Below are 12402 nucleotides of genomic sequence, written 5' to 3'. Positions count from 1 at the left end.
CGGAGGTCACCGTGCCCCGCGCAGTCACCGTGGAACAAGGTCACGCGACAACATCGCATGCCGACATGACGAGCGCATGCTCAACCGGTACGTGTGCGCACTACCAGGAGATGGTCCGGCTGCAGCGGAACCTGCACGACGGCCTCGGTCCCGGTCTGGCCGGGATCATGCTCCGGGCCGACATCCTCGCCGAACTGCTCACCGCGAACCAGTCCGCCGCCCAGGAGATGCTGCGCGACCTGCGCCACGAGGCGGCCGCGTTCATGACCGAGTTCCGCCGGGTGCTGGCCGACCAGAGCCCGGCCGAGCTGGAGGGCCGCGGCCTCGCGGGCGCACTGCGCGCGCTGGCGGCGCGGATGAGCAGGGCCACCGGCGAGACCCTCGCGATCACGACCGACCTCGGCGCGGAACACGAACTCGACCGCGAGGTCGACCGCAGCGTCCAGGTGGCGGTCTTCTGGATCGCCAAGGAAGCGCTGACCAACGTGGTCAAGCACGCCAAGGCACGCAACTGCCGGATCGGCGTCCGCGTCGTGGACGGCGTCCTCCAACTGTCCATCGTGGACGACGGGATCGGCCGCGTCGGCCTCTCCCGGCGCGGCATCGGGCTCACCTCCATGGGCAGCAGGGCGGCCGAGCTCGGCGGGTGGTGCGAGGTCACCGACGGCGCACCCGGTGCCGGTGTCGCGGTCACCGCCCACCTGCCCGCCCGCGACCCGGGACTCGGGTGCCACGCCCCCCACCCGCCGACAGAACGGTAGGCCAACCGTGACCGCGAACCTCGAACTCGACGCGCCACCGGAGACCACCCGCGTCCTCATCGCCGACGACCACCCGGTGTACCTGTCCGGGCTGCGGATGCTGCTCGAGCTGATCAGCTCCGTCGAGGTGGTCGGCGAGGCGCGGACCGGCAAGGAGACCCTGTCCGAGATCTACCGGCTGCGCCCGCATCTCGTGCTGATGGACGTGAACATGCCCGGCACCAGCGGCATCGAGGTGACCAGGACGATCACGCCGCGGTACCCGGAGATCTCGGTGATCATGCTCAGCATGCTCGAGGACCGGGACACGTTCCTGTCCGCGGTCCGCGCCGGTGCCCGCGGCTACCTCGTGAAGGGCGCGAGCACCGGCGACATCGAGCAGGCGATCGGCACCGTCCGCCGCGGCGGCGTGGTCTTCGGCGCCGAGGTCGCGTCGTGGGCGCTGGACTACCTGAACAAGCCGCGTGAGCTGAGCAAGCCGTTCCCGGAGCTGACCGACCGCGAGCGGGCCGTGCTCGAACTGGTGGCCGACGGCCTCGGCAACGCCACGATCGCCCGCAGGCTCGGGCTGTCCATCAAGACGGTGCGCAACTACCTGTCGCGGATCTTCGCGAAGCTCCAGATCGCCGACCGGACCGAGGCGGCCGTCCAGGCGCGCCGCGCCGGACTCGGCCACTGACCACAGAGGATTGCCATGCGAGCCAAGCAAATTGCCGTCGCCGCCGCCGTGACCGCCGCACTGTGCGCCGCTCCGCAAGCCGCCGCGGAGACGACCTGCGGCACGACCGCCGACCAGTGGGTCGGCACCTTCACGGGCTCCGTGTACTACGAGCAGTTCGACTCGACGTCCAAGCTCCGGGTCGTGGTCGATCTCGGTGGCCCCAACGGCCTGACGGTCCAGACCACGAACGGCGGCGAGACCTATGCGCCGCGTGACGAGTACACCGCGATCAACTCCGGCACCCTCGACTGGTACGGCGTGACGGAACTCGATTACTGGCACTACTACAACACGACCGCCGCGACCTGCTCTGGCGAAGCCGTGTCCACCTTCTCCGGCCGCGAGCGCGTCCCGTGGGCGGCGCCGGGTTGGTACTACTACGGCGACTTCCAGCTCACCCGGGTCGGCTGAATCCACAAAGGAGTATCGATGTCCGAACAGACCTCAGCCGGGACCGGGCAGGAGGCAGGGCCGTCCTCGGGCCTGTCCCCGCTGCAGTTCCGCACCGTGCTGACGGTGTTGCTGACCGGGCAGCTGTTGTCCGCCCTCGACCAGACGCTGGTCGGCACCGCGCTGCCCACGATGGTGGGCGACTTCGGGCAGCTGGACAGCTTCTCGCTGGTCGTCACGTCCTACCTGCTCGCGTCGACCGCGTCGATGGCGTTGTACGGCAAGCTCGCCGACCTGTACGGCCCGAAACGGGTCTACATGGCGGCCATCGGCATCTTCACCGTCGGCTCGCTGCTCGTCGGGATCGCGCAGGACATGACCCAGCTGGTCATCTTCCGCGCGGTGCAGGGCATCGGCGCGGGCGGGCTGGTGGTCATCGCGTTCACCATCGCCGCCACGGTCGTCCCGCCGCGCCAGCTCGGTCGCGTCCAGGGGCTGGTCGGCGCGATGTACGCGCTCGCGTCGCTGCTGGGCCCGCTGGCCGGTGGCGCGCTGACCGAGTACCTGTCGTGGCGCTGGTGCTTCCTGATCAACGTGCCGATCGGCATCGCGGCCGTCATCGCGCTCGGCGCCCTGCTGAAGCTGCCCGCCACCCGGCGTGAGGCGTCGGTGGACTACCTCGGCGCGATGCTGCTGGTGGCGTCGGTGTCCGCCCTCGTCCTGATCACGATCTGGGGCGGCAGCACCTACGAGTGGGGCTCCGCGCCGATGATCGGCCTGATGGCGGGCACCGCGCTGCTCGTCGTGGCGCTGATCCTGTGGGAACGGCGGGCCAAGGAACCGATCATCCCGCTGTCCCTGTTCCGCAAGCCGGAGATCAGCCTGGCGCTGGTGATCACGTTCGTCATCGGCCTCGCCACCATCGGCGCGTACTTCTTCGTCCCGATCTACCTGCAGGTGGTGCGGGGCAACGATCCCACGACCGCCGGGCTCAACATCGTGCCGCTGATGGTGGCGGTGATGATCGGGTCCGGGGCGAGCGGGTGGCTCATCGCGGTGGTGCTCGGCCGGATGAAGGTCATCGTCATCGGCGGCGTCGGCATCATGACGGTCGGGCTGTACCTGTTCTCGCTGCTGGACGAGAACACCCCGGCCTGGCAGCTGTGGTGCTACCTGGCGGTGATGGGCATCGGCATGGGCATGGTGATCTCGAAGCTGATCGTCAGTGTGCAGAACAGCGTCAGCGGCCGGGACATCGGCACGATCACCGCGCAGGCCAACTACTTCCGGGTCATCGGCTCGGCCATCGGCACCGCCGCGTTCGGTGCGATCCTGGCGGCCCAGCTGGTGTCCGGGTCGGCCCGGCTCGACCCCGAGGTGCTGGCGCAGCTGCCGGACGGCTCCGCCGTGGTCTACGAGGACCCGGCGGCGATCCGGTCGCTGGCGGAGACGGCGCCGGAGGCGCACGCCCAGGTCGTGCGGATGTTCGCCGACGCCATGCAGAACGTGTTCCTGGTGGCCGTGCCGCTGATGCTGCTGGCGTTCGTCCTGTGCTGGTTCCTGCCCAACACCAAGCTGCGCGACGGCGGCCACGGGCACGGGCACGGTGGCCACGGCGGCGCACCCGCCGACGAGGCACCGGCAGGCGCGCCGGCCGACGCGCAGGCCGCCCCGACGGCGATGGTCGCGAAGGTCGAACCCGCCTGACGCGACCGGCGGTGGGGCGTGCTCGGTGCCCGCTCCACCGCCGGTCGTGAACACCTCGCGGGGGACGGGCTTTCCCGCTCTTTCCCCGCCACCACGAGGACACTCGGCTGCACAACAGCCACCCATGAGGAGCTGATCATGACGTCCACCCAGGTCCACACCCGCGCACGCGGCGCGCTCGGTGGCCTGCTCGCCGGGCTCGGGTTCTTCGGCGGCATCGCGGCGACGAAGGCCACCGAGAAGTCGGAGTACCCGCGCCCCGGCACCCCGCCGGAGGAGGTCCAGAAGTACTTCACCGAGTCCACCACGGCGGCCCGGCTCTCCGTGCTGGGGCACGCCGTGTCCGTCTCCGGGCTGGCCCGGTTCACCGGCACGGTCGCGGGCCTGGCGAAGCGGGCGGGCAAGGGCTCCGGTGCGCTGCGTGCCGCCGCGCTGACCGGCGGCGGGTTCGCGGTCGCGACGCAGATGCTGTCCGCGTCCTCGACGCTGCTGCTGACCAGCAAGGACAACCACCTGCAGACCACGAAGGACCTGCGCGAGGTGTCCTACCACCTCGGCGGCCACCTGCACGGCGTCGGTTTCGGCCTGCTGACCGGGGCGCTGGGGATCGCGGGCCTGCGTTCCGGGGAGCTGCCCAAGCCGGTGGCGATCGCCTCGCTGGTCGCCTCGCCGCTCGGCATCCTCGGGCCGCTGACCCTGCTCAAGAAGCAGACGATGGTGGCGCTGCCCATCGGGCACCTGCTGTCGCTGCTCGTGAGCGGCGCGGCCGGCGTGACGCTGGCCCGCGGCTCCCGTCCCCGCCAGCTCACCGACGGCTCCGCCAAGGCGGCCGACAAGGAGGAAACGTCATGAGGGTGACCGTGTTCGGCGCGACCGGCGGCACCGGCAAGCAGGTCGTCGACCAGGCACTCGCAGCGGGCCACAAGGTCACCGCGGTGGCCAGGAACCCGCAGGCCGCGGAAGCCGCCCTCGGTGAACGCGACGGGCTCACCGTGGTGCCCGGCGACGTGCTCGACGCGGAGTCGGTCGCGACGGCCACCGCGGGCAGCGACGCCATCATCTCGGTGCTCGGGGTCGCCGACCGCAAGCAACCCACTACCGTGTACTCCGCCGGGGTGGCGAACATGGTGCGGGCCATGGGTGAGAGCGGCCCGCGCCGGATCATCGCGCTGTCCGCGGACGGCGTCGAGCCCAACCCGAACGTCAACATCGGTCAGCGGCTGGTGATGGCGCTCGTGGTGGCGCGGATGTTCAAGCACCAGTACAAGGACATGCTGGAGATGGAGCGGGTGCTGGCCGAGGCCGACGTGGACTGGACGGTGGTCCGCCCGCCCCGGCTGTCCGACGGTGAGCACACCGGCGAGTACCGCGTGGACGCCGAGGAACCCATGAAGGACTCCTCGACGATCTCCCGGGCCGACCTCGCCGACTTCATCGTCACGCGCCTCGCGGACGAGGACACCCACCGGAAGATCGTCTGGGTGTCCAAATAGGAAGGAACGAAAGGGATGCGGGTCAGTATCAGCGTCAGCGACTTCACCTGGCCGGGCGGGCCTGCCGCGATGGGCGCGCACCTCGCCGCCCTGGCCGGGGCCGCGGACGCGGCCGGGGTGCACACGCTCTGGCTGCCGGACCACCTCGTCCAGGCAGACCCGAGGAAGAGCCCGGACGCCGAGATGCTGGAGACGTACACGACGCTGGGGTTCATCGCCGCACGCACCGAGCGGATCCGGCTCGGCGCGATGGTGACCCCGGTGTCGTACCGGTCGCCGTCGGTCGTGGTGAAGGCCGCCACGACCCTGGACGTGCTGTCCGGCGGCCGGGCGTGGTTCGGGATCGGCGCGGGCTACAGCGAGGGGGAGGCCAGGGACATGGGCCTGGACTTCCCGCCGACCGCGGAACGCTTCGAGCGCCTCACCGAGGCGCTGGAGATCGCCTTCCGGATGTGGGCGGGCGACACCACGCCGTACGAGGGCACGCACTACCGGCTCGGCAAGCCGCTCAACAGCCCCAACTCGCTGCAGCGGCCACACCCGCCGGTGCTGATCGGCGGGAGCGGCGAACGCAAGACGCTGCGCCTGGTCGCCCAGTACGCCGACGCGTGCAACCTGGGCGACATGCCGGACAAGGGCGCCACGATCCGCCGGAAGCTGGCCGTGCTCGAGGAGCACTGCGCGGACGTCGGCCGTTCCTTCTCCGACATCGACAAGACCGTCAGCACGGTGTTCATCGACGGTGAGAGCCCCGAGGCGTTCGCGGAACGCTGCGGGGTCCTGGCCGGCTACGGCACCGAGCACGTGGTCCTGTTCCACTCGTGGACGCTCGAGTCCCTCGACGCACTCGCCAAGCTCATCCCGGCCGTCGCGGACATCTGACGACCTGGACACCACACGGGACGGCGCCGGTACCCCCTCGCGGTACCGGCGCCGTCCCGTGTGCTTCCGCGGCTACAGCCCGAACATGCGGGCCGTCTCGATCCGGTCCACGTAGAGGATGGCGTCGAACGCCACGTCCCGCCACGGGTCGACCAGCTGCTTGTACTCGGTGTCCTTCGCCGGGTCGTACGGTGAGGCGATGAGCCGGATCTTGGTCGGCCCGTTGAGCCATTCCCGCACCTCGGGGGACTGCGGACCGCAGGCGTTCAGGTCGAGCAGGAAGTTCGACACCCTGGCCTGGCCGAGCGTGTGGTCCACGAACGACGGGTCCGGCGCCGGGATGTCGGTGATCGCGGGCCCGGACGGGCTCTGCCAGCCGACGAACACCTGCCCCTGGCCGAAGCAGCTGCCGATCGCGACGTACCGGTCGCCGTAGTCGCGGCGGAAGTAGTGCGCCGACAGCACCCTGGAGCGGTTCATGTCGAAGGGCGGGATCGAGATCACCATCGTCGGGTTCGCCGCGATGTGGCCGTTGTGCGCGAGGTAGACCACCCGGTGCGGGACCCGCCGGAGCCACCGGTTGGTCTGCTCCGAGATGTAGTACTCGCGGGTGTCCCCGAGTGTGCCCTTCCAGGAGAGGAAGTCGAAGAACCCGAGGATGTTCTGCGCGTGCGACACCGCGTCCAGGTAGGCGACGGCCGACGGCGCGTCCGGCAGTCCCTCGACGAGCGCGAACATGGCCTTCGCGTGCGCGACCATCTCGTCGCGCCATTCCTCGGTCTTGTTCGGGTCGACGTACCACATGATGGTTTCCTGCGGGTCGCCGTGCATCGCGAGCGGGTCGAGGTGCTCGTGCAGCTCCCCGAGGCGGTCCGGGGCGACGTCGGTGACGTACTGGATCACCGCGTCGTACTGGAACTGGCGGACCTCCAGGGAGTCGTTGCCGAGGAACCGGACCTTGTCCGACTCCCGCCTGCCGACGTTGAACTCGCTCATCCAGCGCACGATGTCGACGAACGCCTCGTGCCGCACGATGGGGAACGCCGTCGCGACGACGTCACGCGCTGCCTGCGGGTCGCCGCCGCCGTCGCGCACGTACTCGTCGATGAGCACCCCCGCGCCCCAGCTCTCCTCCCACGCGACCGTGCGGAAACCCATGTGCTCCACCAGGAACCGGATCACCCGGTGGTGCAGCGTGGTGATGTTGTGGGTGCCGTGCGCGTCGTAGCCGACCCCGACGAGCCGTGCGTCGCCGACGATCCGCCACAGCGGGTAGAGATCGTAGAGCGGTCCCTGTGCGTCGAGGGTGCGCAGCGGTGCGGCGTGCCGGTTGATCCACGAGACCACCTCCCTGGACGTCGCGGCCTGCGCGGGCTGGCCCCCGACCAGCCCGGTGCCGGTCGCCACGGCCCCCACCGCCGCCGCGGCGGCTCCGACGAACCGGCGCCGAGTCAGCTGAGGTCGCGGATCACCCGTTGTCGGTTCGGGCATGTTCATCAAGGAACCCCATTCGTCGACTTTCTCAAAAAGCGGCACCACCATGCTCCCCGACACGGGTGGTGAACGGCTGAGTACACAGACGAATCACGGCGCTACCTTGACCAATGGGCTACTGGTGTTCGAGTCCACGCCCAATCCTCACCATCCGTAACTTTCGGGCACGGCGAACCCACCCGTTCGGGGCAACTCACCCATCATTTGATGACGTCACACCCTGCGAATTTGGGCGAGAAGAACGGGATGATTTCACGAATATGAGTCACACACGCATTCACTACCCAAGGCAGGAATACATGACACTCGTCAACGGCGGTTTGACGAAGAAGATCCACGCTGATCCCCAGGTCGGCTTTGCCTGGCTGCGGCTGATCAGCGCGCTGCTGGTCGTCGCCGACCACAGCATCTTCTTACCCAATCCCGCGAACCAGTTACTCCTCCTCGATATCCCGGTCGGCGACTACGCGTTGATGTTGTTCTTCGCCCTCAGCGGCTACCAGGTGCACGACAGCTGGCGAAGAGACCCGAACTGGTGGCGGTTCAGCGCGAGAAGAATTCTGCGCATAGTTCCGCCGCTCGCCGTCGTGCTCGTCCTCACGGCGTTCGTCATCGGCCCGCTGTTCACCACGCTGTCCCTCGGCGACTACCTCACGAACCCGATGACGTGGAGCTACCTGTCCACCACCGTCCCGTTCCTGCTGCAGGGTCCGCTGCCGGGAGTGTTCGAGACGAACCCGCACAACATGTCGGTGAACCCGTCGCTGTGGACGCTGCCGATGGAGGTGTTCGGCTACGGCCTCGTGCTGGTGCTCGGCGTCGCCATCGCGATCGGCGTGCCGCGGCTCGTGCTGCCGGTGCTGCTGGGCGGGCTGATGCTGCTCCTGGGCGTGTACGACGCCACCCTCGGCCAGTACGACGCGGGCGGGTTCCTCGGCGTGATGCCGATGGCCATGCTCGTGAAGTTCATGATCCCGTTCTTCGTCGGCGTCGTGCTGCACGCCTACCGGCACCGGGTCGCGTTCCGGCCGAGGTACGCGCTGGGGCTCGCCGCGTCGTGGCTGGTGATCCACGTCGGCTTCATGCCGGACGCGGTCGGCATCCCCGGCGGCACGACCGGGCAGGACGGTTCGATCTTCCGGTTGGTGACGCTGGACAAGTGGCTGCTGGCGTTCGCCGTCGCGTACGGGGCGATCGTGCTGGGGCAGCACTGGCCTGCCCGGCTCCAGCGGGGCGCCCGCTGGGTCTACGGCAGCTACGGCGCCTACATCTGGGGAGCGCCACTGCAGCAGTCGCTCATCGCGCTCGGCGTCACGAACGGCTGGGTGCTCCTGCTCGTCTCGGCGCCGGCGGCCTACCTGTTCGGCCTGGCCTCGTGGCGCCTGGTCGAGATGCCGACACAACGGCTCCGCAGGCACCTCAAGGCGAGCCAGCTCCCGATGACGACCGCGGAGCCGGTCCGGCGGCAGCCGGCCGGCGTCTCCGCCGGGTGACACACGAGAGCCGCCGGCTCCGCCTCGGCGGGCCGGCGGCTCAGTGGTGTCGACTATCCGCGCGAGACGAGGGACCTGAGGAACAGCGCGGTGTTGGCGGGCCGTTCGGCCATCCGCCGCATCAGGTAGCCGTACCACTGGACGCCGTAGGGCACGTACACCCGCACGGTGTGCCCCAGCTCCGCGAGCCGCCGCTGCTCGATGGGTCGCACGCCGTACAGCATCTGGAACTCGAAGCTGTCCGCCTTGCGTCCGTGGTGGGCCGCGCGGTCCGCGACGATGTCGACCAGCCGGGGGTCGTGCGTGGCGAACATCGGGTAGCCGTCGCCGGACAGCAACGCGTTCACGCACCGCACGTAGCTGAGGTCGACGTCGTGCCGGTCGGGGAACGCTACCTCGGCGGGCTCGGCGTACGCGCCCTTGCAGAGCCGCACGCGCGACTCCGGTGTGGCGAGCGCGGCCGCGTCGGCCTCCGTGCGGCGCAGGTAGGCCTGCAGCACGGCACCGACCCACGGCCACTCACGGCGCAGCCGTGTCAGCACGCGCAGTGTGGAGTCGGTCGTGGTGTGGTCCTCCATGTCCAGCGTGACGGTGGTGCCGCAGCGCTCGGCCGCGAGACAGACCCGGCGCACGTTGTCCAGCGCGAGCTGCTCGTCGAGCAGCTGACCGACCGCGGTCAGCTTGACGCTCACCTCGACGTACTGGGCGAGGCCCGCGGACGGCAACGCCTCCAGCAGTTCGAGGTAGGCACGGGTGGTCGCGTCGGCCAGTGCCTCGTCGGTGGTGTCCTCGCCGAGGTAGTCCAGGGACACCGTCAGCCCCGCGGCCACCAGCCGCCTCGCCGCGGCGAGTGCGTCCCGTGTGGACTCGCCCGCGACGAAGCGGCGGACGACGTCCCTGGTCACCGGTGCGCGCGTGATGACGCGCTTGAGCGCGTCACTTCCCGCCGCGGCCAGGATCATGCTGCGTAGTGGGTGCATCGTGCTCCTTCGCCAGCTCCATACCGCACCGAAGAGCGCGGTAAGGGCAGCGTGTGCCGACACCCGATCGTCACACCCTGCCCTCCTCGCGTGGAACGTGAAGGACGCGTCAGACCATGATCTTCCCGCCCGCGATGTCCGTCGTCTGGCCGGTGATCCAGGACGACGCGTCGGAGGCGAGGAACAGCGCGCTGTTCGCGCAGTCGGCGGGGGTGCCCCAGCGGCCGAGCACGAACTGCTCCTTGATGACCTGCTCACGGACGTGCGCCGGGATGCGCTGCTCCTGCTTCTTCGTCAGGATCGCCGACGGGGCGAGCGCGTTCACCCGCACGTTGAACTTGCCGACGTCCTGCGCCACGCGCCGGGTCAGCTGCAGGATCGCGGCCTTGGCCGCGGCGTACCCGTACGACGACCAGCCGGGCAACCTGCCCGCCGCCGACGACATCGTGATGATCGACCCGCGGCCGCGCTCCGTCATGCCCGGCACGAACGCCTTGAGCGTGAGGAACGTGCCGGTGAGGTTGCCGTCGATGATCGCCCGCCAGTCCTCCTCGGTCACCTGGTCCATCGTGGACGGACCGGGCTCGAAGCCCGCGAACGTGCACAGCACGTCCACCGGCCCGAACGCGTCCGTGGTGGCCGCGTCCAGGTTGGCCAGGTCCGCGCTGGAGAGGGTGTCGGCGGGCACGCCGACGGCCTCGCCGCCCTGTGCGCGGATGTCGGACACGACCTCCTCGATGGCGTCCTTGTCACGGCCGCTCACCACGACCTTCATGCCGTTGGCCGCGAAATGGCGGCACGTCTGCCCACCGATCTCGCCTGAGCCACCGGTGACGACGGCGACCTTGCCGGCCAGATCGGGGTAGGTGGGAATGCTCGTGGTCATGGAGATCGAACCCTTTCGGTGAAATGGTGGCGCGCTGATGTCACTCGAATCGGTACTCGGTGAAGTCGGCCACCCGCCGGTAGCCGACCTTCTCCACGACCGCCAGCATCGACTCGTACTTCAGGAAGTGCGTGCACACGGTGGCGTCCGCACCGTTCTCCAGCGCCCGTGCGGTCACCTCGCCCAGCAGCAGGGTCGCGTAGCCGCCGGAGCGGTGGTCCGGTGAGACGAACACGCCGGCGGGCCGGACCACACCCGCGATGTCGAGGCCCCACCCCGCGGCGCCGACCGGGGTGCCGCTCTCGTCCTCCCACACGATCTGGCGCCCGCCCGCGATCTGGCCGCCTGCCAGCTGCCGCGCCCGCTGCGCGATCTGCTCCGGCGGCAGGCCGCTGTCGCGCATGCCCGCCATGAACCACTCGGCGACCGTGTCCAGGTCGTCCTGTGTGGACATACGGGGGCCGCCGCCCGCGTTCGTCGGCCGGGTCGTCTCCGTGCAGACCATCAGCCACTGGTCGCGCTCGCTGTGCGCGCTCTTGCCGGTCAGCTCGGCCCACCGGGCGGCGAACGTCTTCGCGCTGGCCGCGGCGCCCGCGACGCCTTCGAGGTCCGGCAGCACGGTGACCAGGTGCTCGGCGAGCGCCCTGGCGGCCGCGTCCGGCATCTCGGAGAGCGGCATGCGGTAGGGCAGCCGGGCGAACGCGGCGCCCACGATCGCGCCGTCGGCATCGGTGACCCACGAGAACACCGGGTCGCCCTGGCCGGGCGGCACGCCGTTCGGGTCCAGGGCGTGCACCAGCAACACGTTGTTGCGCACCGGTTCGAGCTTCAGCCAGTCGCCGACCCGCGCGGCGAACTCCGCCGCGCTCGACGTCGTGTGCACCTTCATGTCGTCCGCCTCCACAGTGGACACCTCAGCCCGCACGGCGGGTGGCGAGCCGACCGCCTGCGATGCCGTTGACCAGCAGGCCGGAGAACCGGCCGATCGGGATGAGCAGCGCCACCTTCTCCGTGGCGAAGTACAGCGGGGACAACAGGCTCGCCGCCGCGGAGACCAGCCCCGCCACGGCCAGCGGCTTCGGCAGCTCACCCGAACGCAGGCCGGCCAGCGCGAGCGAGCCGGTCAGCACCCCGAACCCGACGCCGTGCACCGGGCCGCCCGCCGCGAACGCGGTGTCGTTGAGGCGCACCGCGGCCGCGTCGTCCTCGCGCCGGTCCGTCGTCAGCGACGCGGTGCACGCCGCGGACGTGGCCAGCGACGCGACCGTGGCCGCGCCGCCCGCCAGCGCGGCCGCCCGCAGGGACCGCGACCCGGACCGCTTCGCCGCCTTCGCCACCGACGAGGTGAACCTGGCGACCGACAGCAGCGACACCACCTGTCCGACGGCACTGACCTTGCCCGCCTTGGGGCTCGCGTCGTACCACTTGCGGACGTCCTCCGGGGCCGAGCCCGGTCGTGGCGGCGGGCCACCCGCCAGCTTGATGGAACCGCCGACGCTGGCGATGAAAGCGGCGCCGGCGAGCGGGGCGCTCAGGGCTCCGAGATCGCGTGATGCCATTGCGGCACAACCTTTCCGAGTCCGGCCGCGGATACC

At 70.3% G+C, this 12402-nt stretch carries 13 protein-coding genes; 8 read left to right on the top strand and 5 right to left on the bottom strand.

Going from position 1 to position 12402, the window contains the following annotated elements:
• Positions 1-65 precede the first annotated feature (65 nt).
• From ACIBVP_RS39530 to ACIBVP_RS39500, 7 genes are all read left to right on the top strand, one after another.
• On the top strand, positions 66-761 hold the full coding sequence (locus ACIBVP_RS39530; RefSeq protein ID WP_396111656.1) for a sensor histidine kinase: 696 nt from the start codon (positions 66-68) through the stop codon (positions 759-761).
• A gap of 7 nt (positions 762-768) precedes the next feature.
• A complete protein-coding gene (locus ACIBVP_RS39525) occupies positions 769-1440 on the top strand; it encodes a response regulator (RefSeq protein ID WP_396111655.1) in 672 nt (223 codons plus the stop codon).
• A 15-nt stretch (positions 1441-1455) separates the two neighbouring features.
• A complete protein-coding gene (locus tag ACIBVP_RS39520; protein WP_396111654.1) occupies positions 1456-1893 on the top strand; it encodes a hypothetical protein in 438 nt (145 codons plus the stop codon).
• Between the two features lie 18 nt (positions 1894-1911).
• Positions 1912-3579, top strand: a complete 1668-nt coding sequence (locus ACIBVP_RS39515; protein ID WP_396111652.1) for an MDR family MFS transporter — start codon at positions 1912-1914, stop codon at positions 3577-3579.
• 138 nt (positions 3580-3717) lie between these two features.
• Entirely contained in the window at positions 3718-4431 is a 714-nt protein-coding gene (locus tag ACIBVP_RS39510) for a hypothetical protein (protein WP_396111651.1), read from the top strand.
• The gene (locus ACIBVP_RS39505; protein ID WP_396111650.1) at positions 4428-5072 is read left to right on the top strand and encodes an NAD(P)-dependent oxidoreductase; all 645 of its coding nucleotides are present in this window, start codon (positions 4428-4430) and stop codon (positions 5070-5072) included. Before ACIBVP_RS39510 ends, ACIBVP_RS39505 begins: the two co-directional genes overlap by 4 nt.
• A gap of 15 nt (positions 5073-5087) precedes the next feature.
• Positions 5088-5954, top strand: coding sequence for a TIGR03560 family F420-dependent LLM class oxidoreductase (locus tag ACIBVP_RS39500; protein ID WP_396111649.1), 867 nt, complete (start codon positions 5088-5090; stop codon positions 5952-5954).
• A gap of 72 nt (positions 5955-6026) precedes the next feature.
• Here the strand turns inward: ACIBVP_RS39500 and ACIBVP_RS39495 are convergent, their stop codons facing one another.
• Positions 6027-7445, bottom strand: coding sequence for an erythromycin esterase family protein (locus tag ACIBVP_RS39495; protein ID WP_396111647.1), 1419 nt, complete (start codon positions 7443-7445; stop codon positions 6027-6029).
• Positions 7446-7747: 302 nt separating this feature from the next.
• On the opposite strand from ACIBVP_RS39495, the gene ACIBVP_RS39490 reads away from it, so the two are divergent.
• Entirely contained in the window at positions 7748-8941 is a 1194-nt protein-coding gene (locus ACIBVP_RS39490) for an acyltransferase family protein (protein ID WP_396111645.1), read from the top strand.
• A gap of 53 nt (positions 8942-8994) precedes the next feature.
• Here ACIBVP_RS39490 and ACIBVP_RS39485 read toward each other — a convergent pair whose 3' ends face one another.
• The 4 genes from ACIBVP_RS39485 to ACIBVP_RS39470 all read right to left on the bottom strand — a co-directional run bounded on the left by ACIBVP_RS39485 (position 8995) and on the right by ACIBVP_RS39470 (position 12366).
• A complete protein-coding gene (locus ACIBVP_RS39485; RefSeq protein WP_396111644.1) occupies positions 8995-9921 on the bottom strand; it encodes a proline dehydrogenase family protein in 927 nt (308 codons plus the stop codon).
• Positions 9922-10030: 109 nt separating this feature from the next.
• Complete coding sequence (locus ACIBVP_RS39480; protein ID WP_396111643.1) at positions 10031-10807, bottom strand: SDR family NAD(P)-dependent oxidoreductase; 777 nt, start codon at positions 10805-10807, stop codon at positions 10031-10033.
• Positions 10808-10847: 40 nt separating this feature from the next.
• Complete coding sequence (locus tag ACIBVP_RS39475) at positions 10848-11711, bottom strand: GNAT family N-acetyltransferase (RefSeq protein WP_396111642.1); 864 nt, start codon at positions 11709-11711, stop codon at positions 10848-10850.
• A 10-nt stretch (positions 11712-11721) separates the two neighbouring features.
• Positions 11722-12366, bottom strand: a complete 645-nt coding sequence (locus ACIBVP_RS39470; protein ID WP_396111641.1) for a hypothetical protein — start codon at positions 12364-12366, stop codon at positions 11722-11724.
• Positions 12367-12402: the final 36 nt, after the last annotated feature.

It is taken from the genome of Actinophytocola sp. NPDC049390, from assembly GCF_044466355.1.
Classification (GTDB): Bacteria; Actinomycetota; Actinomycetes; order Mycobacteriales; family Pseudonocardiaceae; genus Actinophytocola.
Note: the sequence above shows the minus strand (reverse complement) of the source record. Positions and strands in the feature narration are given on the sequence as shown.